Source organism: Pseudomonas sp. FSL W7-0098, from assembly GCF_005930585.1.
In the GTDB taxonomy this organism is placed as follows: Bacteria; Pseudomonadota; Gammaproteobacteria; order Pseudomonadales; family Pseudomonadaceae; genus Aquipseudomonas; species Aquipseudomonas bubulae.
Window position 1 is genome coordinate 141,532 of the sequence record NZ_RXHW01000004.1, and the last position, 24,380, is coordinate 165,911.

The window sequence follows — 24,380 nt, forward strand, 5'->3', positions numbered from 1 at the left end:
GAGTCACCGCGTCGTGGCCATCGCGGGCAAGCCCGCTCCCACAAGGGCAGGTCAGTGTTTGAACGCCTGATGCAACTGCGCCAGGGTTTCGAAGTGGTACTTGGGTGCAAACGAGTTCAGCTCTTCAAAGCTGCCAAAGCCATAGCCCACCGCCGCTGCGTCCATGCCGTTGTCGCGGGCACCGATCAGGTCGTGCTTGCGATCACCGATCATCAGGGTTTGCGCCGGGTCCAGTCCTTGTTCGTTGACCAGATGGGCAATCAGCTCAACCTTGTTGGTGCGGGTACCGTCCAGCTCGCTACCGTAGATCACCTTGAAGTGCCTGGCGAAATCAAAGTGGCGGGCAATTTCGCGGGCATAGATATGCGGCTTTGAGGTAGCGATAAACAGTTGGCGGCCCTGTGCAACCAGCTCTTCCAGCAAGGGAGTGACACCCTCGAACACTTCATTTTCGTACAGCCCGGTCACGGCAAAACGCTCGCGGTAAAAGCCCATCGCCTCCCACGCCTTCGCCTCGTCGAAGCCATAACTGGCCATGAACTGTTGCAGCAGCGGCGGGCCGATAAAGTGCTCGAGTTTGCTCAGGTCTGGCTCATCAATGCCCAGTTTGCTCAAACCGAACTGGATCGAGCGGGTGATCCCTTCCCGTGGGTCGGTCAGGGTGCCATCGAGGTCGAACAATACGTTCTGGTAATGCATGCAGGGCTCCAAAAAGGGGGGCTTAAACGGGCTGGGCGTAGCCTTCGGCCAAGTGCTGGTCCTTGAGCTTGACGTAATTGCCGGCACTGTAGGTAAAGAAGGCCTTTTCTTTTTCGGTCAATTCGCGCACTTGCTTCACCGGGCTGCCCACATACAGAAAGCCGCTGGCCAGGCGTTTGCCCGGTGGCACCAGACTGCCCGCGCCGACGATCACGTCGTCTTCAATCACGGCGCCGTCCATCACGATGCTACCCATGCCGATCAGGATGCGGCTGCCCACGTTACAGCCGTGCAACATGACTTTGTGGGCGATGGTCACGTCATCACCGATCAGCAGCGGGAAGCCTTCAGGGTTGAAGGGCCCGGCGTGGGTGATGTGGAGTACGCAACCGTCCTGCACGCTGGTGCGCGCACCGATGCGGATGCGGTGCATATCGCCGCGAATCACGGTCAGTGGCCAGATGGAACTGTCGGCGCCGATTTCGACGTCACCGATCACCACCGCCGAGCGATCGACAAAGGCACGCTCGCCCAAGGTCGGTGTGTGCTGCTGGAATGGACGAATGGACACAAATAGCTTCCTTCTTTAGCCGTAATAGGGCGTTGCAATGCTGCGGTCAGCGTCGATTGTAATTAAGATGAGCCAATGTTTCTTCCAGCCAAGGTGCCAAACGTGAGCGAGAACAACCCTCTATTGCAGCCCTATGACCTGCCGCCGTTCTCGGCGATCCGTCCTGAGCACGTACAGCCGGCCATCGAGCAGATCCTCGCCGACAACCGTGCCGGCATTCAAGCCATCCTCAAGGATCAGGGCCAGAACCCGACATGGGCAGGCCTGGTATTGGCGATGGATGAGTTGAACGACCGGCTGGGCGCGGCCTGGAGCCCGGTCAGCCACCTTAACGCGGTGTGCAACAGCGCAGAGCTGCGTGAAGCCTATGAGGCCTGCCTGCCGGCATTGAGCGCTTACTCCACCGAGATGGGCCAGAACCGCGAACTGTTCCAGGCCTTTGAAGCCCTGGCCCACAGCCCGCAAGTCGGCGACTTCGACCAGGCCCAGAAAACCATTCTTGAGCATTCGCTGCGCGACTTCCGCCTGTCGGGTATCGACCTGCCGGAGGCCGAGCAAAAGCGTTACGCCGAGGTACAAAGCAAGCTTTCCGAGTTGGGCAGCAAGTTCTCCAACCAGTTGCTGGACGCCACCCAGGCCTGGACCAAGCACATCACCGACGAAACAGCACTGGCGGGCCTGACCGACTCGGCCAAGGCGCAAATGGCGGCTGCCGCACAGGCCAAGGGCCTGGACGGCTGGCTGATCAGCCTCGAGTTCCCCAGCTACTTCCCGGTGATGACCTACGCCGAAGACCGCGCCCTGCGCGAAGAAGTCTACGCGGCTTACTGCACCCGCGCCTCGGACCAGGGCCCGAATGCCGGCAAGTTCGACAACGGCCCGGTAATGGAAGAAATTCTCGACCTGCGTCAGGAGCTGGCCAAGCTGCTGGGTTTTGCCAGCTTCGCCGAGCTGAGCCTGGCCACCAAAATGGCCGAGACACCGGATCAGGTGCTGACCTTCCTGCGTGACCTGGCCAAGCGCAGCAAGCCGTTCGCTGCCCGCGACCTTGAGCAACTGCAAGCCTACGCCAGCGAGCAAGGCACCCCTGAGCTGAAAAGCTGGGACACCGGCTTCTTTGGCGAAAAACTGCGTGAGCAGCGCTACAGCGTGTCGCAAGAAGCCCTGCGCGCCTACTTCCCGATCGACAAGGTACTGGGCGGGCTGTTCGCCATTGTCCAGCGCCTGTACGGCATCGAAATTGCCGAAATCAAAGGTTTCGATACCTGGCACCCGGATGTTCGCCTGTTCGAAATCAAGGAAAACGGCCAGCACGTCGGGCGCTTCTTCTTCGACCTCTATGCCCGCGCCAACAAGCGTGGCGGTGCCTGGATGGACGGTGCTCGCGACCGTCGCCGCACCGCAGCCGGCAAGCTGCAAAGCCCGGTGGCCAACCTGGTGTGCAACTTCACTCCAGCCGTTGCGGGCAAGCCTGCACTGCTGACCCACGACGAAGTGACCACCCTGTTCCACGAATTCGGCCACGGCTTGCACCATATGCTGACCGAGATCGAACACGCGGGTGTGTCGGGCATCAACGGCGTAGCCTGGGATGCGGTCGAACTGCCGAGCCAGTTCATGGAGAACTGGTGCTGGGAACCTGAAGGCCTGGCGCTGATTTCCAGCCACTACGAAACCGGCGAAGCACTGCCAAAAGACCTGCTGGATAAAATGCTCGCAGCCAAGAACTTCCAGTCCGGGCTGATGATGATTCGTCAGCTGGAGTTCTCGTTGTTTGACTTCGAACTGCACGCCACCCACGGTGACGGTCGCAGCGTTGCGCAGGTGCTTGACGGCATCCGCGACGAAGTTTCGGTGATGCGTCCGCCTGCCTACAATCGCTTCCCGAACAGCTTTGCGCATATTTTCGCCGGCGGTTACGCCGCGGGTTACTACAGCTACAAGTGGGCAGAAGTGCTGTCGGCCGATGCGTTCTCGCGTTTTGAAGAAGAAGGCGTGTTCAACCCGCACACCGGCAAAGCGTTCCGCCAGGCGATCCTGGCCCGTGGCGGCTCGAAGGCCCCGATGGAGCTGTTCAAGGACTTCCGTGGCCGTGAGCCGTCGATTGACGCCCTGTTGCGTCACAGCGGCCTGACCGAGGACTCGGCAGCATGAGTGATGCACCGGTGAACGTGAGCAAAAAACGCTTTATCGCCGGGGCTGTCTGCCCGGCGTGCAGCGAACCTGACAAGTTGATGATGTGGAACGAAGACGAAGTGCCGCACCGCGAATGCGTGGCCTGCGGTTATTCGGATACGTTGAATGAACAGGGTTTGTCGGTGCCCAAGGAGTTGGGTACGCGGGTCAATACGTCAGCGCTGAAAAAAGCACCGGATCCCAAGGTGCAGGCGGTGCAGTTTTTTCCTAATCCGAAACTGAAAAAGCCCTGAAGATCAACAGCCCCTCACCCTCTCCCTCCGGGAGAGGGTTGGGGTGAGGGCGCTCGTGCTTTTAAGCCTTCTGCCACACCTTGGGCTTGAAGAACAACGTCTCGCCGCGCGCCAGATCGGTCAGGCTGTCATGGTCCTTGACCACTTCCACTTCGATCAACTCGCTCTGCCCTTCAACCTTCAATGTCACCCGGGTGGTTGCACCCAATGGGCGAATGTCACGCACCTCTGCAGCATGATGGTCTTCGATCTCGTGACGCGACAGTGACACTTCATGCGGACGGAACAGCACATGCTGGTCCTCACCGATATGCAGGCGGTTGGAGTCACCCAGGAAGTGATACACAAAGTCGCTGGCCGGGTTTTCATAAACTTCGCCCGGTGAGCCGATCTGCTCGATTACACCCTTGTTCATCACCACGATACGGTCGGCGACTTCCATCGCTTCTTCCTGGTCATGGGTCACGAACACGGAGGTCAGGTTGATATCTTCGTGCAGGCGCGCCAGCCAGCGGCGCAGTTCTTTGCGCACCTTGGCGTCCAACGCACCAAACGGCTCGTCCAGCAGCAGTACCTTGGGTTCTACCGCAAGGGCACGGGCCAGGGCGATACGCTGACGCTGACCGCCTGACAGCTGCTCAGGGTAGCGATCCGACAACCAGTCCAGCTGCACCATGTTCAGCAACTCGTGGACTTTTTCAGCGATGCGGGTTTCGCTCGGGCGTTCCTTTTTCGGCTTCATGCGCAGGCCGAAAGCCACGTTATCGAACACCGTCATATGGCGGAACAAGGCGTAATGCTGGAACACAAAACCGACGTTGCGATCACGCACATCGTGCCCAGAGACGTCTTCACCGTGGAACACGATGTTGCCTTCGTCCGGGGTTTCGAGGCCGGCGATAATGCGCAGCAAAGTGGTCTTGCCGCAGCCCGACGGGCCGAGCAGGGCCACCAGCTCACCGCTATGAATGTCCAGATTGATGCTGTTCAGGGCCTTGAAGGCATTGAAGTTCTTGCTGACGTTACGGACTTCGATCGACATGGTTTATTCCTCCGCGGCGCTGGCGCGCAGGCGGTTAATACGGGATTCGCTCCACTGCTTGAGCAGCAGGATGAAGAGCGCCAGGATCAGCAACAGGGTGGCCACGGCGAAGGCGGCAACGTGGTTGTATTCGTTGTAGAGAATCTCGACGTGCAGCGGCAGGGTGTTGGTCACCCCGCGAATGTGCCCGGAAACCACCGACACCGCACCGAACTCACCCATCGCCCGCGCAGTACACAGCACCACGCCGTAGATCAGGCCCCATTTGATGTTGGGTACGGTCACGTGCCAGAACATTTGCCAGCCGTTGGCGCCCAGCAGGCGTGCGGCCTCCTCTTCCTGAGTGCCCTGCTCCTGCATCAGCGGGATCAGTTCCCGGGCCACAAAGGGCACGGTCACGAAGATGGTGGCCAGCACGATACCCGGCAAGGCGAATACGATCTGGATGTCGTGGTCCTGCAACCACGGACCGAGAAAGCCCTGCGCGCCAAACATCAGCACGTAGACCAGACCGGCGATCACCGGTGAGACCGAAAACGGCAGGTCGATCAGGGTGACCAGGATGCTCTTGCCGCGAAAGCTGTACTTGCTCACGCACCAGGCCGCGCTGACGCCGAAGACCACGTTCAGTGGCACCGAAATCACCACGGCGATAATGGTCAGCTTGAGGGCCGACAGGGCGTCGGGTTCGAGGATGGCGTCGAAAAAAGTACCGACCCCCATTTTCAAACCCTGGGACACCACAATCAGCAGCGGCAGCAGCAGGAACAGGGTGAAAAACAACCAGCCGAAGCCGATCAGCAGGCGCCGCGACAGCGGGCTGCCACGGCGGGCGGCATTGGCCACGGATGAAGCGCTCTGTGTTGAGCTGGACATGGTCAGGCCTCCTTCACGGTTTTTCGATGCGACGCTGAATCAAATTGATGATCAGCAGCAAAATGAAGGAAACCACCAGCATCATCACGCCAATGGCCGTGGCGCCGGTGTAGTCGTACTGGTCCAGCTTGACCATGATCAGCAGCGGCAGGATTTCGGTTTTGAACGGCATGTTACCCGCGATAAAAATCACCGAGCCGTACTCGCCCACACCGCGGGCAAAGGCCAGGGCAAAACCGGTCAACCAGGCGGGCAGCAAGGCTGGCACCAGGATGTAGCGGAACACTTGCAGGGGCTTGGCGCCCAGGCAGGCAGCGGCTTCTTCGATTTCACGGGGGATATCGGCCAGCACTGGCTGCACGGTGCGCACCACAAACGGCAGCGTGACGAACGTCAGTGCCAGGGTGATGCCCATCGGGGTGTAGGCAATCTTGAAACCCAGGTCGTTGGCGAACTGGCCGATCCAGCCGTTGGGGGCGTACAGGGCTGTCAGGGCGATACCGGCCACGGCAGTCGGCAGGGCAAACGGCAGGTCGATCATGGCATCGATGACCTTGCGTCCGGGGAAGGTATAGCGCACCAGCACCCAGGCCAGCACGGTGCCGATCACGCCGTTGATAATGGCGGCGACAAAGGCGGTGCCAAAGCTCAGTTGCAGGGCGGCCAGCACCCGGGGGGCAGTGATAATGGCCCAGAACTGGTCCCAGGTCAGTTGGGCGGCATGCACGAACATCGCAGCCAGCGGGATCAGCACAATCAGACTGAGGTACACCAAGGTGTAGCCCAGTGTCAGCCCGAAGCCGGGTATGACGGGGGAGATACGACGAGACATAAGAGTCCTTGGTTAACGCACGAAGCCCGCAACTCGGTCGCGGGCTCTATGTTCTAGCTTTCAGCGAGGCCAAAGGCCCCACCCCACAGGTTACTGCGCCTGGTAGATCTGGTCGAACACACCACCGTCATTGAAAAATTTCGGCTGCGCAGTTTTCCAGCCACCGAAGTCTTTGTCGATAGTCACAAGCTCCAGTTTCGGAAACTGCTGTGCGTACTTGGCAGCGATTGCTGCGTCACGCGGGCGGTAGAAATTTTTTGCAGCAATTTCCTGGCCGGCCGGGCTGTACAGGTGTTCGAGGTAGGCTTTGGCGATTTCGGCATTGCCCTTTTTATCGGCGTTTTTGTCGACTACAGCCACTGGCGGCTCAGCCAGGATCGACAGGGAAGGTACGACGATGTCGAATTTATCGGTACCGCCATCCTCCTTGAGTGCCAGGAATGCTTCGTTTTCCCAGGCCAGCAACACATCACCCTGACCGTTGTTGACGAAGGTGATGGTCGAACCCCGGGCGCCGGTGTCCAGTACGGGCACATGTTTGAACAGAGTCTTTACATATTCTTTGGCTTTTTCTTCGTTGCCGCCGTTGGCTTTCAGGCCGTAAGCGTAGGCTGCAAGGAAGTTCCAGCGCGCGCCGCCGCTGGTTTTAGGGTTCGGGGTAATGACCGATACGCCGTCCTTGGTCAGGTCGCCCCAGTCCTTGATGCCTTTAGGGTTGCCCTTGCGCACCAGGAACACGATGGTCGAGGTGTACGGGGTGCTGGCGTCCGGCAGGCGGGTTTGCCAGTTTTCCGGCAGCGAGCCCTTGTTCAGCCTGGCGATTTCGTCGATGTCACCGGCCAGGGCCAGGGTTACCACGTCAGCGCGCAGGCCGTCGACCACGCCGCGGGCCTGTTTGCCCGAGCCGCCGTGGGATTGCTGGATTTTGACGTTGTCACCCGGGTGGCTGGCTTTCCAGAACTGGGTGAACTCAGTGTTGTAATCCTGGTACAGCTCGCGGGTTGGATCGTAGGAAACGTTCAACAACTCGTAATCTTTGGCTACAGCGGAGCCAGCAAAAATGGCACTGGCCAGCGCGGCCAAAGCGTAACGGCGTAGGGACATAGGTGAGGCTCCAAAGCATTTTTTAATTTTTATTGAGCGCACTCAGGTGAATGCGCTTGAACGATTCAGGCGTTTTTCTGACTCGGGTTTTGCAGGCGGAATTTCTCTTTGCGTTCGATCTGCACCACTTGCGCGTTATGCACAGTGATTTCCACAGCACCAAAGCGCAGGTCTCGCAGCGCGCTCTGGATTTCCCGCAGGATGGTTGCTTCGTCCTGGCCGTCAACGCTACGCAGAGATGCGCTCATGGTGCTGCTCCTGAAAAATGGGTGCCGAGTGAGGTGCTGGCGTAGGGGCAATAGTAGTGAGGTGTAGATATTCTTAAAAATACTATTTAAGAATGTTTATATAACTGAAAGCTCAAAACAGGCGCTTGAGCACCATGTGTAGCAGCTGCCGAAGGCTGCGTCCGGTTGCGAAGCGACCGTAAATACTGCGCGCGATATTTTTCTGACACAGCGCAGGGCTCGGTTTTACGACCGCGGCGCGGCCGGACGCAGCCTCGTTCCTTCGGCAGCTGCTACGAATTTCCCAGCGGCAAAGTGGGACGCGACTACACTCCAACTGCCTTATAACGACAGGATGTTTTGCAAAGGTGGGAACTGTTGCTGGACAGTCAGCACAAGTGGGATCACCTTAGAGCGGCTGTCGTCTTTTCCTGCATAGTCTGGAGTCTTTATGTCGTTTACCCCTGAGTTGGTTGCCGAACTGGAAGTCCTTGCACTGTTTGACTTGGAAAGTACCCTTGAGGGCCTGAAGATTCATCAACATGCCGCGCCAGAAAAAGTCGCCGCGGCGCAGCGCCTGTTCGAGAAAAAACTGATCGATCAACCCGATGGTGGCTATCTGACAAGCCTGGGACGTGATGCTGCCGAAAGTGTCCAAGTACTGCTGTCGATTCTTGTTGAATCCAAAGAAGTTGCCTGACGCCACGCCCCGCCCTCGGGATCTGAACGATTAATGATTCCGCGGGCACACTTATCTCCGCCCGCACTGAACCAGAGAACTGAGCGACAGGTTCTCCAGCAGTTGCGTGGGCGCTTTTTGCGCGTCAATCAGGGTCGCCTGGCCCGAGCGGTAGAGGGGCTGGCCCCTCGCCAACAAGCGCTACTGAACCTGTTGGCGCTGCTCTTTCATATCAATCACCCGCTCTTGCCCGGTTATGTGTCTGACTGCACTCCCGCCGGGGTGTCGGGTTATAAACCTGACGCACTCGCCCTCGCCTCTGCCCGACATCTGGTTCACGACTTTTCTTGCAGCATGGGCAGCGCTTGCCAGTCACAACCGATCCATGGGCTTTTTTTGATGGGCAGCCTCGGCACATTGGCCCAGACCGCGCAAAGCGATATGGACGTGTGGGTCTGCCTCGCTCCGGACTTGAATGATGCCGCCGTGTCGGCCTTGCGCAAAAAATGCCGACGCCTGGAAGCCTGGGCGACGAGCCAGGGCTGTGAAGCACACTTCTTTTTGATCGATGCACAATTGCGCAACGACGAGGGCGACGAGCCACGACAGAGGTTGCTGCTCGATGAGTTTTATCGCACCGCCATCTGGCTCGCCGGGCGCACACCGATGTGGTGGTGGGTGCCGGTGCATGAGGAAGCGCGGTACGCTGAATTCGCCTGTGGGCTACTGGAAACAGGGGTAATCGACCCTGACGAAACCATTGATCTTGGCCACCTGGCCCATATTGCCCCCGGCGAGTTTCTGGGCGCCGGGCTGTGGCAATTGCTCAAGGGCATTGAGGCGCCCTACAAGTCGCTGCTCAAGCTGCTGCTGATTGAGGTGTACGCCAGCGAGCACCCGCAGGTGAGCTGCCTGAGCCTGGGGTTCAAACAGAGGGTGTACGCCAATCAACTGGACCTGGATGAGATGGACCCCTACGTGGTGGTTTACCGACGTATTGAGCGTTACCTGGAGGGCCGGGGTGAGTTGCAGCGACTGGAACTGGTTCGCCGCAGCCTCTACCTGAAGGTCGGCCACGAGTTGAGCAATGGCGAGGCAGGCATGTTGTGGCAGCGGCGGTTACTCAAGCGCCTGACCCGCGAATGGGGCTGGGATGAGCAGCACCTGGCAATGCTCGACAATCGCTCGCAATGGCAGGCGCAGCAGGTCAGTCATGAGCGTCGGGCCCTGGCCCGGGAGCTGAGCGTCAGCTACCGGTCTTTGCGTCAGTTTGCCCGTGACGAGCAAACGCCTGCGCTGTGACATGACTGATCCGGAAGGTCTTAAGCGCTGAAATCGCTTGCTGCTTTTGGCTGGTATTCCACTTCAAGCAGTTCCAGCTTGAGGGTCTTGCCACCGGGAGCAGGCCAGTTGATGTGCTGGCCAACTTGCAGCCCCAGCAACGCGCTGCCCACAGGGGCCAGAATCGAAATCTTGCCTTCGTCGGCGTTGGCGTCTTTTGGGTATACCAGCGTCAGGCGGTAGTCCTTGCCACTGCTTTCTTCGCGACAATGCACACGGGAATTCATGGTCACGACGCCGGCAGGCACTTCTTCGTGGCCAACGATGGTTTCGGCGCGATCGAGCTCGGCTTGCAGTGCCTCAATGCCAGGAGTCGTTTCTGGCAAGCTGTCGATCAATTGCTCCAGACGCTGTACGTCCAGGCGGGTGAGGATGAGTGGGGTTGGTGTGCTCATGACCTGGCAGACTCCTTTTTTCTGCACGAAAAAGCAAAACCCCGCCGGAATATGGCGGGGTTTTGACGAACCTCGTTAGTGCGAGGCGAACCCGGACACTACCACAGCAAAATAAATACACAAGCAGGGGGGACACTGCCCCCTGATTGCGTACGACGATTATCCGTAGCAGCTGCCGCAGGCTGCGTTCGGCGACGCAGTCGTCGTAAAGTCAGGCTCTGCGGTGTGTCAGTTGAACAAAGGGCTCAGGTTTTGCGATTGCTACGCAATCGAACGCAGCCTGCGGCAGCTGCTACGGGAGCCGCTGCCGCAATTGGGCCTGTTCACAAATCACCCGGCGCCGCTGGTCGTCTGCCGAGCGCCACTCGCGAATATCTTCAACGTGGCGAAAACAGCCCAGGCAGACTTTGTGCTCATCCAGCCGGCAGGTGCTGATGCAGGGGGACGGCACTGCCGGACTGACGTTACTGTAGAGCGGTTTTGCAGGTTTAGCAGAAGCGGTCACTGTCAGATCTCTTCAAATTCCAGCTCGGCGCCTGCGTGTTCCAGTGTCAGGCGCTGAACCATTTCGCTGAGCAGCTCGTCGCTTTTATCGCACTTCCACGAACTGCGTTTTTCATCGTAGTCGAAGTGAAAACCGCCGCTGGGGGCCGCCAGCCAGAGCTGCAGCAGCGGCGCCTGACGGCTGAAGATCAGGGCTTTGCCATTCTCGAACTTGATTGTCAGGATGCCGGCGGAATTCTCTACATCTACATCCAGATCAGAGTCATCAAAGATGTCTTCCAGATTTTCCTGGGTGGCATCGACCAGATCGTGAAAACGGGCTTCAGTCAAACTCATGGTGGAACCTCGTAATATCTAGTCATGCTCGGAGCTCGCAAGATACGGGCGCTCCAGGCCGATTGCAAACCCCATAACAGCCATCTGCCCGCGACCACTGATCATCCACACAGGACGTAACGCTCGGCCGCTCTGCTGCATAGGCAAGCTGGTGGGTGCTCGGTATACTCGGGCGCAATTAATGCTTTTCAAAGGATTTCGCCATGAAGCGCCTGATCTCTTCTATTGCTGCGCTCGTCGCGGTCGCCTGCCTTGTTTCTGCCTGTGGTCAAAAAGGACCGCTGTATCTTCCCGATGACAGCAAATCCCCTGAAGACCAAGCGAAGTCGTCGCAATCGCAATCGCACAAGCACCAATAAGGGAACACCATGGACGCTTTTAATTACCGGGACGGCGAGCTGTTCGCCGAAGGTGTTGCGCTGACGGCCATTGCCGAGCGTTTTGGCACGCCGACGTATGTTTATTCCCGGGCACACATCGAGGCGCAGTACAACGCTTTCGCCGATGCCCTGAACGGCATGCCGCACCTGGTGTGCTTCGCGGTCAAGGCCAACTCCAACCTGGGCGTGCTCAATGTCCTGGCGCGTCTGGGCGCCGGTTTTGACATCGTGTCCCGTGGCGAGCTGGAGCGTGTTCTGGCCGCTGGCGGCACGGCTGACAAGATCGTGTTTTCCGGTGTCGGCAAAACCCGCGATGACATGCGTCGCGCTCTGGAAGTGGGCGTGCACTGTTTCAACGTCGAGTCCACCGAAGAGCTTGAGCGCTTGCAGGTGGTGGCCGCCGAAATGGGCGTTCGCGCCCCGATTTCGCTGCGGGTCAACCCGGACGTCGATGCGGGAACCCACCCGTACATCTCCACCGGTCTGAAAGAAAACAAGTTCGGCATCGCCATCGCTGACGCCGAAGATGTCTACATCCGTGCCGCTCAATTGCCGAACCTGGAAGTGGTCGGTGTCGATTGCCATATCGGCTCCCAACTGACCACCCTCGAACCGTTCATCGACGCTCTCGACCGCCTGCTGGCACTGATCGACCGACTGGGCGATTGCGGCATCTACCTGCGCCATATCGACCTCGGTGGCGGCCTGGGCGTGCGTTACCGCGATGAAGAGCCGCCACTGGCCGGTGATTACATCAAGGCCGTGCGTGAGCGCCTCGACGGGCGTGACCTGGCGCTGGTGTTCGAGCCGGGTCGTTACATCGTGGCCAATGCTGGCGTGCTGCTGACTCAGGTCGAGTACCTCAAGCACACCGAGCACAAGGATTTCGCCATCGTCGATGCGGCGATGAACGATCTGATCCGCCCGGCCCTGTACCAGGCCTGGATGGACGTGACTGCAGTTCGCCCGCGTGACAGCGAAGCCCGCGCCTACGACATCGTCGGCCCGATCTGCGAAACCGGTGACTTCCTGGCCAAGGACCGCCAGCTGGCGCTGGCCGAAGGTGATTTGCTGGCCGTGCATTCGGCCGGTGCCTATGGTTTTGTCATGAGCTCGAACTACAACACCCGTGGCCGCGCCGCCGAAGTACTGGTGGATGGCGATCAGGCGTTTGAAGTGCGTCGTCGCGAGACCGTTGCCGAGTTGTTTGCTGGCGAAAGCCTGCTGCCGGAGTAAACCCATGTTGCTGCGTTTTACCAAAATGCACGGCCTGGGCAATGATTTCATGGTTCTCGACCTGGTCAGCCAGCACGCGCACATCCTGCCCAAGCATGCCAAGCAATGGGGTGACAGGCACACGGGTGTCGGCTTTGATCAGCTATTGATCGTTGAAGCACCGAGTAACCCGGAGGTGGACTTCCGTTACCGGATCTTCAACTCCGACGGTTCCGAAGTGGAGCAATGCGGCAACGGGGCGCGCTGCTTTGCGCGCTTCGTGCTCGACAAGCGCCTGACCACCAAGCGCCAGATCAAGGTCGAAACCAAGAGCGGCATTATCGAACTGAACGTGCGCAGCGATGGGCAAATCAGCGTCGACATGGGGCCGCCGCGCCTGGTTCCGGCAGATATCCCGTTTGTGGCCGACGCCCAGGCGTTGAGCTATGAGCTGGATGTCGATGGCCAGACCGTCGAGTTGGCTGCCGTTTCGATGGGCAACCCCCATGCGGTGCTGCGCGTAGACGATATCAACGCTGCACCGGTGCATGAACTGGGCCCCAAAATTGAACACCATCCGCGCTTTCCCGCACGGGTCAATGTCGGTTTTCTGCACGTGATAGATCGTCAGCGCGGGCAACTGCGCGTCTGGGAACGCGGCGCCGGGGAAACCCAGGCCTGCGGCACCGGCGCCTGTGCAGCGGCCGTGGCAGCCATCAGCCAGGGCTGGATGGACTCACCGCTGATCCTCGATCTGCCTGGTGGCCGGTTGTCCATCGAATGGGCAGGCCCTGGCCACTCTGTGATCATGACCGGCCCGGCCATGCGTGTTTACGAAGGACAAGTCCGTTTATGAGCGAGCGCAACCGATGACCGACAAGACGCAGCCAGCAGCACTCGACGTACCTGTGGATAACTCGCAAGCCGCAACGGTTGCAGCGTATCTGCAGGAGCATCCGGATTTCTTCAGCCAGCGCGAAGAGCTGTTGCTGTCGCTGCGCATTCCGCATCAGCGTGGCGACACCATTTCGCTGGTGGAACGTCAACTGGAGCTGCTGCGCAGTCGCAATATCGAGATGCGTCATCGCTTGTCGCAACTGATGGACGTGGCCCGTGACAACGACCGTCTGTTCGAAAAAACCCGTCGCCTGAACCTGGCCCTGATGGACGCCACCAGCCTCGAAGAGCTGGTGATTGCCGTCGAAGACAGCCTGCGCCAGGACTTCCAGGTGCCCTTTGTCAGCCTGGTGCTGTTTGGTGACAACCCGATGCCGGTCGGCCGTTGGGTCAGCAGCGCCGATGCGCAACGGGCGCTGGGTGGCTTGTTGACTGAAGGCAAGACCGTCAGCGGCAGCTTGCGCGAGCACGAGCTGGACTTCCTGTTTGGCGAAGAGCAGCGCAAGCAAATCGGTTCCACGGCCGTGGTAGCCCTTAATCATCTGGGGTTGCACGGTGTATTGGCGATTGCCAGTCGCGATCCGCAGCACTACAAAAGCTCGGTGGGCACGCTGTTCCTCGGCTATATCGCCGAAGTGCTGGGCCGGGTGCTGCCGCGCTTTACCAACGCGCTGCGCTCGGTGCGCTAGATGGAACGGCAACTGGACGCTTACTGCATTCACCTGCGCAGTGAGCGCCAGGTGTCCCCCCATACGCTTGAGGCCTACCGCCGCGACCTGAACAAGGTGCTGGCGTTTTGCGCCAAGGAATCAATCCCCAGCTGGGCGGCACTGGATATCCAGCGCATGCGCCAACTGGTGTCGCGTCTGCATCAGCAAGGGCAGTCCTCGCGCAGTATTGCCCGTCTGCTGTCGGCGGTACGCGGGCTTTATCACTACCTCAATCGAGAAGGCCTGTGCGACCACGATCCGGCAAACGGCCTGGCCCCGCCAAAAGGCGAACGTCGCCTGCCCAAGACCCTGGATACCGATCGCGCCCTGCAATTGCTGGAGGGTGGTGTCGAGGACGATTTTCTGGCCCAACGCGATCAGGCCATTCTGGAGCTGTTTTACTCGTCGGGCCTGCGCTTGTCGGAGCTGACCGGGCTAAATCTGGAACAGCTGGATCTGGCTGACGGGCTGGTCGAAGTGCTCGGCAAAGGCAGCAAGACCCGCGTGCTGCCCGTCGGCAAGAAGGCCCGGGAGGCGCTTCAGGCCTGGCTGGCAGTGCGGTTGCTGGCCAACCCCAAGGACGACGCCGTATTCGTCAGCCAGCGTGGTACGCGCCTTGGGCCAAGGGCAATTCAAATGCGGGTCAAGGCTGCCGGTGAGCGTGAGCTGGGACAGAATCTGCACCCGCACATGCTGCGCCATTCATTTGCCAGCCATCTGCTGGAGTCCTCCCAGGACTTGCGTGCCGTGCAAGAGTTGCTCGGGCATGCGGACATCAAAACCACGCAAATTTATACTCATCTGGATTTCCAGCATCTGGCATCGGTCTACGACAGCGCCCATCCAAGGGCCAAACGCAGTAAGGACAGTGAATGACGATTGAGCTGATTACCTTCGACCTCGACGACACTCTGTGGGACACCGCCCCGGTGATCGTCAGCGCTGAAGCCGTGTTGCGTAACTGGCTGACGGATAACGCACCAAAATTGGGCGCTGTTGAGGCCGGGCATTTCCAGGCAATTCGCGAGCGGGTATTGAGTGAGGAGCCGCAGCTCAAGCACCGGATCAGTGCCCTGCGTCGGCGCATTCTGTTTCATGCACTGCACGGTGCGGGTTACGCCAACGCTGCGTCTTTGGCCGATGATGCCTTTGAGGTGTTTATTGAGGCGCGTCACGCCCTGGACGTATTCCCCCAGGCCGAGCCGACCCTGATGGTGCTGGCACGGGATTACGCCCTGGGTGTGGTGACCAACGGTAACGCCGATGTGCGAAGAATAGGTTTGGGCCATCACTTCAAGTTTGTGTTGTGCGCTGAAGACATTGGCATTGCCAAACCGGACGCGCGCCTGTTTCACGAAGCGCTGGCGCGCGGTGGCGTGGCAGCAGGGGCGGCGGTGCATGTGGGCGATCACCCCGGTGACGATATTGCCGGAGCGCAATTGGCAGGCCTGCGTGCAGTGTGGTTCAACCCCGGCGGCAAGCACTGGGACGGGGACAAGGCTCCCGATGCGGAAATTGGCTGTTTGAGCGAGTTGCCGCTGGTGTTGAAGCACTTGTAACTGTGGGAGCGGGCTTGCTCGCGATGCAGGCACCGCGGTCGCCAGACAAACCGGAATGTTGCAATCACGATAAGCCCGCGCCACAGGGATGTGAAGTTTTCCAACGCCCACAAAAAAACCCGCAGCGACGGCGGGTTTTTTCTTCAAGCATGCAAGCGGTCCTTATCCTTAGATAGGACGGCTGCCGTACTTGTTGTCAGGCTTTTTGGGCGGGTCAGCCACCACATTGGCCTCAACTTCCTGCACCTTGCCGCCCTTGGACAAAAACTCTTCCATGGCGCGGGCCAGAGCATCACGCTCCTTGTTTTTGGCTTCTACGCTCGGCAGGTCATCAACCGACACAGCGGCCTTTGACTTGCCTTTGGCCGCAGGGGCCGGCGCATCATCGCCACCATCGTCGTCTGCAACATCCTCGGCGGCCGTTTCCAGGCCCTCTTCGGTATCGTCGTCTTCGCCTACTTCGAGGTCATCGTTTTCCAGATCGTCGTCGCTCATGTTCTACCCCATGACATACGTATAGCAGATTAGTTATAGACCAGCTGTGGCGACTGTCGACCACCGCTGGTGAAAAAGTAGCCTTGGGCAAACCGCGGCTTACGCCTCTTCATCGTTGTAAGGTGAAGAGGGTTTGGCGAATACCACCATCATTACGGCATCCGCCTGAATTAACACCTCGCCAGGCGCCCTGTGCCGAATGCTCCAGCACTCGGATCACGGGCCTTGAAAGCGTCGGGAGATCATCCTCGCCTTCGTCGTACTCGAGCATTGTTTTCTGCCCTCGGCGCGCATTCTAGCGTGCTGAAGAAAAAAGCAAAGCGGCTAATAGTCGAGTTGTGTCGCAAGCACGGGTCGCATAAACAAGCGTAGAACTTCGCAACCCCAATAACCTGTAGGGGAAATCATTTCATAGCACCGAATATCGCCTTATTACCGGCAAAAAAAAACCCGGCACGCCGGGTTTTTTTATAGAGGGAACCTTACAGGTTGTAACCACGCTCGTTGTGCTGAGCCAGGTCGAGGCCCACAGCCTCTTCCTCTTCTGTCACGCGCAGCCCCATCACGGCATCCAGTACCTTGAGGATGATGAAGGTGACGATCGCGGTGTAGACCACAGTGAAGGCTACGCCCTTGAACTGGATCCAGACTTGCGCTGCGATGTCGGTCACGGTGCCGAAGCCGCCCAGTGCCGGGGCTGCAAACACGCCGGTGAGGATTGCACCGACGATACCGCCGATACCGTGCACACCGAACGCATCCAGCGAGTCATCGTAGCCCAGCTTGCGCTTGAGGCTGGTGGCGCAGAAGAAGCAGATCACGCCAGCCGACAAGCCGATCACCACCGAGCCCATCGGGCCTACGGTGCCGGCAGCCGGGGTGATTGCCACCAGGCCTGCTACCACGCCCGAGGCGATGCCCAGTGCGCTAGGTTTGCCATGGGTAATCCACTCGGCAAACATCCAGCCCAGGGCTGCGGCTGCGGTGGCGATCTGGGTCACCAGCATGGCCATGCCGGCAGTACCGTTGGCGGCCGCTGCAGAGCCTGCGTTGAAGCCGAACCAGCCGATCCACAGCATGGCAGCGCCCACCAGGGTGTAACCCAGGTTGTGTGGCGCCATCGGGGTGCTTGGGTAGCCTTTGCGCTTGCCGAGCACGATGCACGCTACCAGGCCGGCGATACCGGCGTTGATATGCACCACAGTGCCGCCCGCAAAGTCGAGTACGCCCCAGTCCCACAGCAGGCCGCCGTTGCCGCTCCACACCATGTGCGCAATCGGTGCGTACACCAGGGTGAACCACACGCCCATGAAGATCAGCATGGCGGAGAATTTCATGCGCTCTGCAAAGGCACCGACGATCAGCGCCGGGGTGATGATGGCGAAGGTCATCTGGAAGGTGATGAACACGGCTTCCGGGAACAGCGCGGTGGATGAGGTCAGGCTTTCAGGCGTTACACCCGCCAGGAATGCTTTGCCAAACCCGCCGATAAAGGAATTGAAGTTGGTGACGCCCTGCTCCATGCCCGTGGTGTCGAACGTGATGCTGTAGCCGTAAATGACCCACAGAATGCTGATCAGACCGGTAATGGCGAAGCACTGCATCATCACGGAAAGAATGTTTTTGGAGCGCACCATGCCGCCGTAGAACAGCGCCAGGCCGGGAATGGTCATAAACAGCACCAAGGCTGTAGCAGTCAGCATCCAGGCGGTGTCGCCGGAGTTGAGGACTGGAGCAGCCACTCCGTCTGCCGCCATGGCCAGGCCAGGCATTACGACGGACAACAGGGCTCCGAGCCCTGCGATTTTACGCAGAGTCATAGTGTTTTCTCCTGGGGCGTTGGGTTTGGCGGCTTAGATTGCGTCGGTATCGGTTTCGCCGGTACGGATGCGAATAGCCTGTTCCAGATTGACTACGAAAATCTTGCCGTCACCAATCTTGCCGGTGTTGGCAGCCTTGGTGATCGCTTCGATAACCCGATCAAGATCCTTGTCGTCAATGGCGACATCAATCTTCACCTTTGGCAGAAAATCGACCACATATTCCGCACCGCGATACAGCTCGGTATGGCCCTTCTGACGGCCGAAGCCTTTGACCTCAGTAACGGTAATGCCTTGTACGCCGATCTCAGACAGCGACTCGCGCACGTCATCCAACTTGAACGGCTTGATAATGGCGGTGACTAGCTTCATGAAACTTCTCCCGAATTGGTGGACTTGCCCCAGGAAAACAAACCCGGCTCAAGTCTAAGCGCAGTGTCTGGCTTTGTAACGCATCGTCAGCCTTCTTCAGGCTGTACAACGTGTGTAAATCGCTGGTGACGAAAACACTCCTTGAACCACCTGCCGCACTGCCTTCGTCACAGCTACTGCATCAGTGCATGAGTCATGTTGGTCTTAGCAGAAACCTTGCCATGTCTGGAAAAATCAATAATTACAGCGATTTAGAGGAAGTTGATGGCTTTTGGCCTGATTTCTCGGGGTATTTGTGCTCGATGATGGTGCGCAGCTTGCGGGGGTGGTGCGCGAAAAATGTGCAGAAAGCCCCCGCCAATGGGGGCCTACACCCCGTGATACACTCGTCACCATCAGTTTTAAGGACCTTATCCATGCTCGCGCCCAAAGATTTTCTCGACGCCCTTGGCGGCCATGCCTCCCGCTTGTTCAGTGGCGAAACCGCGCTGCCGCGCAATGAAATCGAAAGCCAGTTCAAAGCCTTGCTGCAAAGCGGTTTCAGCAAGCTTGATCTGGTGAGCCGCGAAGAGTTCGACAGCCAGATGGTGGTTTTGGCGCGCACCCGTGCTCGCCTCGAAAGCCTGGAGGCCAAAGTGGCCGAAATGGAAGCAAGGCTGTTGCCGCCGAGCGAATAACGCTCAAAGGCGGTGCATTCGCCTGTATTAACAAGGATGTTTTTATATGCTGGTGATGAACCCGCTAGTGCCCGAGATGATCGTCTCGGACCTTTCGCGCAGTCTGCATTTTTACTGTGAAGTGCTCGGTTTCAAGATCGAGTACCAACGGCCCGAGCATCTTTTTGCGTTTCTGTCATTCCATGGCAGCCAGTTGATGCTGGAACAGGACGACCTCGAAGAGTCTTCCTGGCGGGTCGGCCCGCTGGAGCAGCCGTTCGGCCGGGGCATGAACCTGTCGATCAAATGCCCGGATGCCGATTGCCTGATCGAGCGCCTGCAAGCCGCTGGCCACACCCTGCGCAAACCCCTGGAAGAACGCTGGTACCGCAGCAATGAAGTGCTGTTTGGCGAGTGCAACTTTTTGGTGCTCGACCCCGATGGCTATTTGTTGCGCTTTGCCGAGGATCTGGGGACCCGAGCGCTGGAGCAGTGAGTCAGGCGCAGTGGTGAATGGGTTGCACCTGTTCGCGAATCGCTGCACCGCGGTCGATTTCTACCGTGCGCAGGTCGTAAGTGGTTTGCAGGTTAAGCCAGAACTCCGGGGTGGTTGCCAGGCAAATTGACAGGCGCACTGCCATATCGGCACTGACGCCACGGCGCTGCAGCACGATATCGTTGACCGTCGGCGCGGACACCCCCAGCGCCCTGGCCAAAGCAGCAGACGAGAGGCTCAGGGGCTCAAGGTATTCTTCCTTGAGAACTTCACCCGGGTGAACCGGGCGCATGCCATTTTTGATCATGATGACCTCAGTGGTAATCAGCTATTTCTACTGCTTCAGGGCCATTGGCGCCCCAGACGAAGCAGATTCGCCATTGTGCGTTGATGCGGATGCTGTGCTGGCCCTTGCGTGTACCGCTGAGAGCCTCGAGCCGGTTGCCAGGTGGTGACGCTAGATCTGTCAGCACGCTTGCAGCGTCCAGCATGGTTAATTTTCATTCAATGACATTGAGAATGTCTGACCATAAGCGCGTCTTGCCATTTCGATACAGACTTTCAGTTCTGTTGCATTTAAAACTTACAATCATGATTAATGAATAACGTTATTGATTAATCATAGGGTCTTATAATTTTTTCGCAATCGCACTTTGGCAGTTCGTTGGCCGTGCTCCCATACCCGTTAACATCCCGTATCCATTCCATGCCTGCCCCTGGCTTGAGATTCGCGCACCATGGTTTTTTTGCGAACTCAAGGAAAGAGTCATGGCTCTGGCGATTGTTTACAGCCGCGCCCAGGTGGGCGTCGAGGCGCCTGCCGTTACGGTCGAGGCGCATCTGGCCAATGGGTTGCCTGCGTTGACGCTGGTTGGTTTGCCCGAAACAGCGGTCAAGGAAAGTAAAGACCGGGTACGCAGCGCAATCATCAACTCCACGCTGGATTTCCCGGCCCGGCGTATCACCCTCAACCTCGCGCCCGCCGACCTGCCCAAGGACGGCGGGCGTTTTGATGTGGCCATTGCCCTGGGCATTTTGGCGGCCAGCGGGCAACTGCCGGCCGTGGCGCTGGAGCAGGTGGAGTGTTTGGGCGAACTGGCGCTATCGGGCGCAATCAGGCCAGTGCAGGGCATATTGCCTGCCGCCCTGGCAGCAAGGGCCGCAGGCCGGGCGCTGGTGGTACCGCAAGCCAATGCCGAAGAAGCCTGCCTGGCCTGCGGGCTGACAGTAATTGCGGCCGAGCACTTGTTGCAGCTGGTGGCCCATTTCGCAGGTCGGGAGGTGATAGAGCCCTATATCCCCAGCGGCTTGCTGCATATCAGCAAACCCTATCCCGACCTGAGCGATGTCCAAGGGCAGCTTTCGGCCAAACGGGCATTGCTGGTCGCTGCTGCTGGCAGTCACAACCTGCTGTTTACCGGGCCGCCGGGCACGGGTAAAACCTTGCTGGCCAGCCGCCTGCCCGGCTTGTTGCCACCGCTCAATGAGCAAGAGGCGCTGGAAGTGGCCGCCATTCAGTCAGTGGCCAGCCAAGTGCCATTGAACTGCTGGCCACAGCGACCGTTTCGCCAACCTCATCATTCGGCCTCGGGGCCGGCGCTGGTGGGCGGCGGCTCCAAACCGCGGCCCGGGGAAATAACCCTGGCCCATCACGGCGTATTGTTTCTGGATGAGCTTCCCGAGTTTGATCGCAAGGTTCTGGAAGTCTTGCGAGAGCCCATGGAAAGCGGCTTTATCGTGATTGCACGGGCGAAAGATCGCATGCGTTTTCCGGCGCGCTTCCAACTGGTTGCGGCGATGAATCCCTGCCCCTGTGGATATCTTGGCGAACCCACTGGCCGCTGCCGCTGTACACCGGAGCAAATCCAGCGCTATCGCAACAAACTTTCCGGCCCGTTGCTCGATCGCATCGACCTGCACCTGACCGTAGCCCGCGAGACCACCTCTCTCAACCCGCCGCTTGCCTCAGGTGACACCACGGCCAACGCCGCCGGGCTTGTGGCTGCAGCGCGTGAGCGCCAACTGCAACGTCAGGGCTGCGCCAATGCCTTTCTCGATCTGCCGGGCGTGCGAACCCAATGCCGCTTGAGCGATATGGATAACAGCTGGCTGGAGGCGGCTTGCGAGCGCATGACCTTGTCACTGCGAGCGGCACACCGACTGCTGAAAGTGGCAAGGACCCTGGCGGACCTGGAGCAGGCACACAATATAGAGCGCAAGCATCTCGCAGAGGCGTTGCAATATCGGCCATTCAGTGGCTGATTATGGCGGTCAGTGCAACTGCTCAACGGTTGGCAGCACCATGGCAGCGACTTCCTGCTGCAAAAAGTCGCTGAGTCGACGCAAACGCTCGCCCCCGGGACGGGTCTTGGGCCAAACCAGATAGTAATTATCGCCGCTGGCCACGGCAGCAGGGAACGGCAGGCTCAGGCGCCCCTGGGCAACGTCTTCGGCCACCATCAACAAATCCCCCATGGAAATGCCGTAGCCCCGGGCGGCGGCAATCATGCCCAGCTCCAGGGTGTCGAAAACTTGCCCGCCCTTGAGTGACACTTGCCCGCCCAGGCCCATGCAGTCGAGCCAACGCCGCCAATCGCGGCGGTCAGGCGTAGGGTGCAGCAGCTCAGTGCTCGCCAGGCGTGTGACGTCCCATGGCGCGTCGCCCTGAATGGCGGGCGCACCGACCGGGATCAGCATCTCCGGGAACAGCAGCGTGGCCTCCCAGTCAGGCGGAAAGTGGCCGTTGCTCAACAGCACAGCACAGTCGAATGGCTCGTGATTGAAATCCACGTGGTCAATGTCCATCCAGGCACTGGTCAGTTGCACCTCATTGCCGCTCTGCAAGTGGCGAAAGCGGCTCAGGCGGGCCAATAACCAGCGCATGGTCAGGGTCGAGGGGGCTTTCATGCGCAAGATGTCATCTTCGGCGCGCAAGGTAGTACAGGCGCGTTCCAGGGCGGCAAAGCCTTCGCGCACTCCCGGCAGCAGCAAGCGCGCGGCTTCGGTGAGTTGCAGGCTGCGCCCGCTGCGCTGAAATAACCGGCAGGCGAAATGCGCTTCCAGGGTTTTGATATGGCGACTGACAGCGCTCTGGGTAATGGACAGCTCTTCTCCCGCCCGGGTGAATGAACTATGGCGAGCTGCAGCCTCAAAGGCGCGCAAGGCGTAAAGCGGAGGAAGGCTACGAGCCATTACTCATATTCCTATAGCTCAAAAGGTGATGGCACAGAAGGCAAGATCAACCATGAGTTTAAATCATGCCAATGATCGTTTTTATCCCTTTGCTTAAAACACTCAACGCGCCGAGAATCAAGCCTTTCAACGCACCTATAGAAATTTCTACAATGACCAAACAGCATCCTGCACGTATCGAACTCTCGGCCATTATGAGGTTGGCCGGGCCGCTGATCGCTTCGCAGCTGGCTCACATGCTGATGGTACTCACCGATACCCTGATGATGGCGCGCTTGAGCCCGGAGGCTCTGGCTGGCGGGAGCCTGGGAGCGGCCAGCTACTCGTTCGTGTCGATTTTCTGCATTGGCGTCATCGCTGCCGTGGGCACGCTGGTGTCGATTCGCCAGGGTGCAGGGGATATCGAAGGGGCGACCCGCCTGACTCAGGCCGGGTTGTGGCTCGCCTGGGCACTGGCGCTGGGCGGCGCGGTAATGCTGTGGAATATCAAACCGCTATTGTTGCTGTTTGGCCAGACGCCCACCAACGTTGAAGCGGCTGGCCAGTTTCTGCTGCTGCTACCGTTTGCCCTGCCCGGCTATATGACTTTTATGGCCCTGCGCGGCTTTACCAGTGCAATGGGCCGGGCCACACCGGTGATGGTGATCAGCCTGATCGGTACCGTGGCCAACTTTGTGCTCAATTACGCGCTGATTACCGGCATGTTCGGCCTGCCAAAACTGGGCTTGATGGGTATCGGCCTGGTCACGGCGATTGTGGCGACCTGCATGGCGCTGGGGTTGGCCTGGCATATCCATCGGCATCCGGCCTACAACGCGTACCCGATCAGCAAGGGCCTGTCGCGGATCAATCTGACTTATCTGCGGGAACTGTGGCGGCTCGGCCTGCCGATTGGCGGGACCTATGCCGTGGAAGTCGGTTTGTTTGCCTTCGCAGCACTGTGCATGGGCACCATGGGCAGCACACAGCTGGCAGCGCACCAGATCGCACTGCAAATCGTATCGGTGGCATTTATGGTACCTGCAGGCATGTCGTATGCGATCACCATGCGTATTGGCCAGCACTATGGTGGTGGTGACTTGCAGCGGGCGCGGCTGGCAGGACGGGTCGGTATCGGTTTTGGTGCATGTGTGATGCTCGGGTTTTCCGTGGTGTTCTGGTTTTGGCCAAGGGATCTGGTGGGGTTGTTCCTCGATTACAACGACCCTGCATTCCGTCCGGTATTTGAGCTGGCCGTCAGCCTGCTGGCGGTAGCGGCATGGTTTGAGCTGTTTGATGGCGCACAAACCATCGCCATGGGCGCGATTCGCGGGCTCAAGGATGCCAAGACCACCTTTCTGGTGGGGCTGTTCTGCTATTGGGTGATTGGCGCGCCAATGGCCTGGATGCTGGCCTTTACCTTCGGTTGGGGCCCGGCAGGTGTCTGGTGGGGGCTGGCGACGGGCCTGGCCTGTGCAGCGATCAGCTTGACCCTGGCGTTCGAGTGGAAGGTACGGCGCATGATCAAGCTGGAGCGCAAGGCGGCGAAAATGGCGGGCGTAGCTGTGTAGCAG

Annotated in this window: 28 protein-coding genes and 2 pseudogenes; 14 read left to right on the top strand and 16 right to left on the bottom strand. The window is 59.2% G+C overall.

Features of this window, described 5'->3' with window-relative positions; genetic code table 11:
* Window positions 1-51: 51 nt before the first annotated feature.
* The gene (locus FHL07_RS08745; protein ID WP_095024863.1) at window positions 52-699 is read right to left on the bottom strand and encodes an HAD family hydrolase; all 648 of its coding nucleotides are present in this window, start codon (window positions 697-699) and stop codon (window positions 52-54) included.
* Between the two features lie 22 nt (window positions 700-721).
* Window positions 722-1,270: a gamma carbonic anhydrase family protein gene (locus tag FHL07_RS08750; protein WP_095017850.1), complete on the bottom strand. Its 549-nt coding sequence runs from the start codon at window positions 1,268-1,270 to the stop codon at window positions 722-724.
* Window positions 1,271-1,345: 75 nt separating this feature from the next.
* Between FHL07_RS08750 and prlC the strand changes: the two genes are divergently transcribed.
* Window positions 1,346-3,424, top strand: coding sequence for an oligopeptidase A (prlC, locus tag FHL07_RS08755; RefSeq protein ID WP_153326711.1), 2,079 nt, complete (start codon window positions 1,346-1,348; stop codon window positions 3,422-3,424).
* On the top strand, window positions 3,421-3,699 hold the full coding sequence (locus FHL07_RS08760) for a YheV family putative zinc ribbon protein (RefSeq protein WP_094999759.1): 279 nt from the start codon (window positions 3,421-3,423) through the stop codon (window positions 3,697-3,699). Before prlC ends, FHL07_RS08760 begins: the two co-directional genes overlap by 4 nt.
* A 61-nt stretch (window positions 3,700-3,760) precedes the next feature.
* On the opposite strand, the gene FHL07_RS08765 is transcribed toward FHL07_RS08760, so the two are convergent.
* The 5 genes from FHL07_RS08765 to oscA form a co-directional block, all read right to left on the bottom strand.
* The gene (locus FHL07_RS08765; protein WP_094999758.1) at window positions 3,761-4,741 is read right to left on the bottom strand and encodes a sulfate/molybdate ABC transporter ATP-binding protein; all 981 of its coding nucleotides are present in this window, start codon (window positions 4,739-4,741) and stop codon (window positions 3,761-3,763) included.
* A 3-nt stretch (window positions 4,742-4,744) separates the two neighbouring features.
* A complete protein-coding gene (cysW, locus tag FHL07_RS08770) occupies window positions 4,745-5,617 on the bottom strand; it encodes a sulfate ABC transporter permease subunit CysW (RefSeq protein WP_094999757.1) in 873 nt (290 codons plus the stop codon).
* Window positions 5,618-5,630: 13 nt separating this feature from the next.
* On the bottom strand, window positions 5,631-6,449 hold the full coding sequence (gene cysT / locus FHL07_RS08775; protein WP_095017851.1) for a sulfate ABC transporter permease subunit CysT: 819 nt from the start codon (window positions 6,447-6,449) through the stop codon (window positions 5,631-5,633).
* Between the two features lie 90 nt (window positions 6,450-6,539).
* Window positions 6,540-7,553 (bottom strand): sulfate ABC transporter substrate-binding protein, encoded by a 1,014-nt coding sequence (locus FHL07_RS08780; RefSeq protein WP_095017852.1) that lies wholly within the window; start codon window positions 7,551-7,553, stop codon window positions 6,540-6,542.
* 65 nt (window positions 7,554-7,618) lie between these two features.
* Window positions 7,619-7,801 carry a sulfur starvation response protein OscA gene (gene oscA, locus FHL07_RS08785; protein ID WP_016782652.1) on the bottom strand — a complete coding sequence of 61 codons (183 nt, stop codon included), beginning with the start codon at window positions 7,799-7,801 and terminating at the stop codon, window positions 7,619-7,621.
* Window positions 7,802-8,231: 430 nt separating this feature from the next.
* Between oscA and FHL07_RS08790 the strand changes: the two genes are divergently transcribed.
* Window positions 8,232-8,480 (top strand): TIGR02647 family protein, encoded by a 249-nt coding sequence (locus FHL07_RS08790; RefSeq protein WP_094999754.1) that lies wholly within the window; start codon window positions 8,232-8,234, stop codon window positions 8,478-8,480.
* A 36-nt stretch (window positions 8,481-8,516) separates the two neighbouring features.
* Window positions 8,517-9,758, top strand: a pseudogene (locus tag FHL07_RS08795) (class I adenylate cyclase); the annotation flags it as partial.
* Between the two features lie 23 nt (window positions 9,759-9,781).
* On the opposite strand, the gene rnk reads toward FHL07_RS08795, so the two are convergent.
* From rnk to cyaY, 3 genes are all read right to left on the bottom strand, one after another.
* Window positions 9,782-10,195, bottom strand: a complete 414-nt coding sequence (rnk, locus tag FHL07_RS08800; RefSeq protein WP_019828269.1) for a nucleoside diphosphate kinase regulator — start codon at window positions 10,193-10,195, stop codon at window positions 9,782-9,784.
* Window positions 10,196-10,487: 292 nt separating this feature from the next.
* Window positions 10,488-10,706 carry a DUF1289 domain-containing protein gene (locus FHL07_RS08805; protein WP_153326713.1) on the bottom strand — a complete coding sequence of 73 codons (219 nt, stop codon included), beginning with the start codon at window positions 10,704-10,706 and terminating at the stop codon, window positions 10,488-10,490.
* Window positions 10,703-11,035, bottom strand: coding sequence for an iron donor protein CyaY (cyaY, locus tag FHL07_RS08810; RefSeq protein WP_094999751.1), 333 nt, complete (start codon window positions 11,033-11,035; stop codon window positions 10,703-10,705). Before cyaY ends, FHL07_RS08805 begins: the two co-directional genes overlap by 4 nt.
* A gap of 203 nt (window positions 11,036-11,238) precedes the next feature.
* Between cyaY and lptM the strand changes: the two genes are divergently transcribed.
* Genes lptM through FHL07_RS08840 form a run of 6 tightly spaced genes read left to right on the top strand, consistent with a single transcriptional unit; the run spans window position 11,239 to window position 15,796 of the window.
* Window positions 11,239-11,394: an LPS translocon maturation chaperone LptM gene (lptM, locus tag FHL07_RS08815; RefSeq protein ID WP_019828266.1), complete on the top strand. Its 156-nt coding sequence runs from the start codon at window positions 11,239-11,241 to the stop codon at window positions 11,392-11,394.
* Between the two features lie 9 nt (window positions 11,395-11,403).
* The gene (gene lysA / locus FHL07_RS08820; RefSeq protein WP_094999750.1) at window positions 11,404-12,651 is read left to right on the top strand and encodes a diaminopimelate decarboxylase; all 1,248 of its coding nucleotides are present in this window, start codon (window positions 11,404-11,406) and stop codon (window positions 12,649-12,651) included.
* 4 nt (window positions 12,652-12,655) lie between these two features.
* Complete coding sequence (gene dapF, locus FHL07_RS08825; RefSeq protein ID WP_094999749.1) at window positions 12,656-13,486, top strand: diaminopimelate epimerase; 831 nt, start codon at window positions 12,656-12,658, stop codon at window positions 13,484-13,486.
* Window positions 13,487-13,499: 13 nt separating this feature from the next.
* On the top strand, window positions 13,500-14,216 hold the full coding sequence (locus FHL07_RS08830) for a DUF484 family protein (protein ID WP_094999748.1): 717 nt from the start codon (window positions 13,500-13,502) through the stop codon (window positions 14,214-14,216).
* Entirely contained in the window at window positions 14,217-15,113 is an 897-nt protein-coding gene (gene xerC / locus FHL07_RS08835; RefSeq protein ID WP_094999747.1) for a tyrosine recombinase XerC, read from the top strand.
* The gene (locus FHL07_RS08840) at window positions 15,110-15,796 is read left to right on the top strand and encodes an HAD family hydrolase (RefSeq protein WP_094999746.1); all 687 of its coding nucleotides are present in this window, start codon (window positions 15,110-15,112) and stop codon (window positions 15,794-15,796) included. The genes xerC and FHL07_RS08840 overlap by 4 nt, the downstream gene beginning before the upstream one ends.
* 168 nt (window positions 15,797-15,964) lie before the next feature.
* Here FHL07_RS08840 and sutA read toward each other — a convergent pair whose 3' ends face one another.
* The 3 genes from sutA to glnK all read right to left on the bottom strand — a co-directional run bounded on the left by sutA (window position 15,965) and on the right by glnK (window position 18,483).
* Window positions 15,965-16,291: a transcriptional regulator SutA gene (gene sutA / locus FHL07_RS08845; RefSeq protein WP_094999745.1), complete on the bottom strand. Its 327-nt coding sequence runs from the start codon at window positions 16,289-16,291 to the stop codon at window positions 15,965-15,967.
* Window positions 16,292-16,773: 482 nt separating this feature from the next.
* On the bottom strand, window positions 16,774-18,111 hold the full coding sequence (locus FHL07_RS08850) for an ammonium transporter (RefSeq protein ID WP_094999744.1): 1,338 nt from the start codon (window positions 18,109-18,111) through the stop codon (window positions 16,774-16,776).
* A gap of 33 nt (window positions 18,112-18,144) precedes the next feature.
* Complete coding sequence (gene glnK / locus FHL07_RS08855) at window positions 18,145-18,483, bottom strand: P-II family nitrogen regulator (protein ID WP_002555808.1); 339 nt, start codon at window positions 18,481-18,483, stop codon at window positions 18,145-18,147.
* A 416-nt stretch (window positions 18,484-18,899) separates the two neighbouring features.
* On the opposite strand from glnK, the gene FHL07_RS08860 reads away from it, so the two are divergent.
* On the top strand, window positions 18,900-19,160 hold the full coding sequence (locus FHL07_RS08860) for an accessory factor UbiK family protein (protein ID WP_094999743.1): 261 nt from the start codon (window positions 18,900-18,902) through the stop codon (window positions 19,158-19,160).
* 46 nt (window positions 19,161-19,206) lie between these two features.
* Window positions 19,207-19,635: a bleomycin resistance protein gene (locus FHL07_RS08865; RefSeq protein WP_095017856.1), complete on the top strand. Its 429-nt coding sequence runs from the start codon at window positions 19,207-19,209 to the stop codon at window positions 19,633-19,635.
* Between the two features lies 1 nt (window position 19,636).
* On the opposite strand, the gene FHL07_RS08870 is transcribed toward FHL07_RS08865, so the two are convergent.
* The gene (locus tag FHL07_RS08870; RefSeq protein ID WP_138738388.1) at window positions 19,637-19,942 is read right to left on the bottom strand and encodes a HigA family addiction module antitoxin; all 306 of its coding nucleotides are present in this window, start codon (window positions 19,940-19,942) and stop codon (window positions 19,637-19,639) included.
* 7 nt (window positions 19,943-19,949) lie between these two features.
* Window positions 19,950-20,228: pseudogene (locus FHL07_RS23830) on the bottom strand (type II toxin-antitoxin system RelE/ParE family toxin).
* A gap of 175 nt (window positions 20,229-20,403) precedes the next feature.
* On the opposite strand from FHL07_RS23830, the gene FHL07_RS08880 reads away from it, so the two are divergent.
* A complete protein-coding gene (locus tag FHL07_RS08880; protein WP_095020503.1) occupies window positions 20,404-21,897 on the top strand; it encodes a YifB family Mg chelatase-like AAA ATPase in 1,494 nt (497 codons plus the stop codon).
* A 9-nt stretch (window positions 21,898-21,906) separates the two neighbouring features.
* On the opposite strand, the gene FHL07_RS08885 is transcribed toward FHL07_RS08880, so the two are convergent.
* Complete coding sequence (locus FHL07_RS08885; protein WP_094999739.1) at window positions 21,907-22,827, bottom strand: LysR substrate-binding domain-containing protein; 921 nt, start codon at window positions 22,825-22,827, stop codon at window positions 21,907-21,909.
* A gap of 152 nt (window positions 22,828-22,979) precedes the next feature.
* Here FHL07_RS08885 and FHL07_RS08890 point away from each other — a divergent pair, with 152 nt between their 5' ends.
* Window positions 22,980-24,377 (top strand): NorM family multidrug efflux MATE transporter, encoded by a 1,398-nt coding sequence (locus tag FHL07_RS08890; RefSeq protein ID WP_138738390.1) that lies wholly within the window; start codon window positions 22,980-22,982, stop codon window positions 24,375-24,377.
* Window positions 24,378-24,380: the final 3 nt, after the last annotated feature.

Coding starts and splice junctions, on each gene's coding strand:
- FHL07_RS08745 (WP_095024863.1), bottom strand. CDS start 699: ATGCATTACCAGAACGTATTGTTCGACCTCGATGGCACCCTGACCGAC.
- prlC (WP_153326711.1), top strand. CDS start 1,346: ATGTTTCTTCCAGCCAAGGTGCCAAACGTGAGCGAGAACAACCCTCTA.
- FHL07_RS08760 (WP_094999759.1), top strand. CDS start 3,421: ATGAGTGATGCACCGGTGAACGTGAGCAAAAAACGCTTTATCGCCGGG.
- FHL07_RS08765 (WP_094999758.1), bottom strand. CDS start 4,741: ATGTCGATCGAAGTCCGTAACGTCAGCAAGAACTTCAATGCCTTCAAG.
- cysW (WP_094999757.1), bottom strand. CDS start 5,617: ATGTCCAGCTCAACACAGAGCGCTTCATCCGTGGCCAATGCCGCCCGC.
- cysT (WP_095017851.1), bottom strand. CDS start 6,449: ATGTCTCGTCGTATCTCCCCCGTCATACCCGGCTTCGGGCTGACACTG.
- FHL07_RS08780 (WP_095017852.1), bottom strand. CDS start 7,553: ATGTCCCTACGCCGTTACGCTTTGGCCGCGCTGGCCAGTGCCATTTTT.
- oscA (WP_016782652.1), bottom strand. CDS start 7,801: ATGAGCGCATCTCTGCGTAGCGTTGACGGCCAGGACGAAGCAACCATC.
- FHL07_RS08790 (WP_094999754.1), top strand. CDS start 8,232: ATGTCGTTTACCCCTGAGTTGGTTGCCGAACTGGAAGTCCTTGCACTG.
- rnk (WP_019828269.1), bottom strand. CDS start 10,195: ATGAGCACACCAACCCCACTCATCCTCACCCGCCTGGACGTACAGCGT.
- cyaY (WP_094999751.1), bottom strand. CDS start 11,035: ATGAGTTTGACTGAAGCCCGTTTTCACGATCTGGTCGATGCCACCCAG.
- lptM (WP_019828266.1), top strand. CDS start 11,239: ATGAAGCGCCTGATCTCTTCTATTGCTGCGCTCGTCGCGGTCGCCTGC.
- lysA (WP_094999750.1), top strand. CDS start 11,404: ATGGACGCTTTTAATTACCGGGACGGCGAGCTGTTCGCCGAAGGTGTT.
- dapF (WP_094999749.1), top strand. CDS start 12,656: ATGTTGCTGCGTTTTACCAAAATGCACGGCCTGGGCAATGATTTCATG.
- FHL07_RS08830 (WP_094999748.1), top strand. CDS start 13,500: ATGACCGACAAGACGCAGCCAGCAGCACTCGACGTACCTGTGGATAAC.
- xerC (WP_094999747.1), top strand. CDS start 14,217: ATGGAACGGCAACTGGACGCTTACTGCATTCACCTGCGCAGTGAGCGC.
- FHL07_RS08840 (WP_094999746.1), top strand. CDS start 15,110: ATGACGATTGAGCTGATTACCTTCGACCTCGACGACACTCTGTGGGAC.
- sutA (WP_094999745.1), bottom strand. CDS start 16,291: ATGAGCGACGACGATCTGGAAAACGATGACCTCGAAGTAGGCGAAGAC.
- FHL07_RS08850 (WP_094999744.1), bottom strand. CDS start 18,111: ATGACTCTGCGTAAAATCGCAGGGCTCGGAGCCCTGTTGTCCGTCGTA.
- glnK (WP_002555808.1), bottom strand. CDS start 18,483: ATGAAGCTAGTCACCGCCATTATCAAGCCGTTCAAGTTGGATGACGTG.
- FHL07_RS08860 (WP_094999743.1), top strand. CDS start 18,900: ATGCTCGCGCCCAAAGATTTTCTCGACGCCCTTGGCGGCCATGCCTCC.
- FHL07_RS08865 (WP_095017856.1), top strand. CDS start 19,207: ATGCTGGTGATGAACCCGCTAGTGCCCGAGATGATCGTCTCGGACCTT.
- FHL07_RS08870 (WP_138738388.1), bottom strand. CDS start 19,942: ATGATCAAAAATGGCATGCGCCCGGTTCACCCGGGTGAAGTTCTCAAG.
- FHL07_RS08880 (WP_095020503.1), top strand. CDS start 20,404: ATGGCTCTGGCGATTGTTTACAGCCGCGCCCAGGTGGGCGTCGAGGCG.
- FHL07_RS08885 (WP_094999739.1), bottom strand. CDS start 22,827: ATGGCTCGTAGCCTTCCTCCGCTTTACGCCTTGCGCGCCTTTGAGGCT.
- FHL07_RS08890 (WP_138738390.1), top strand. CDS start 22,980: ATGACCAAACAGCATCCTGCACGTATCGAACTCTCGGCCATTATGAGG.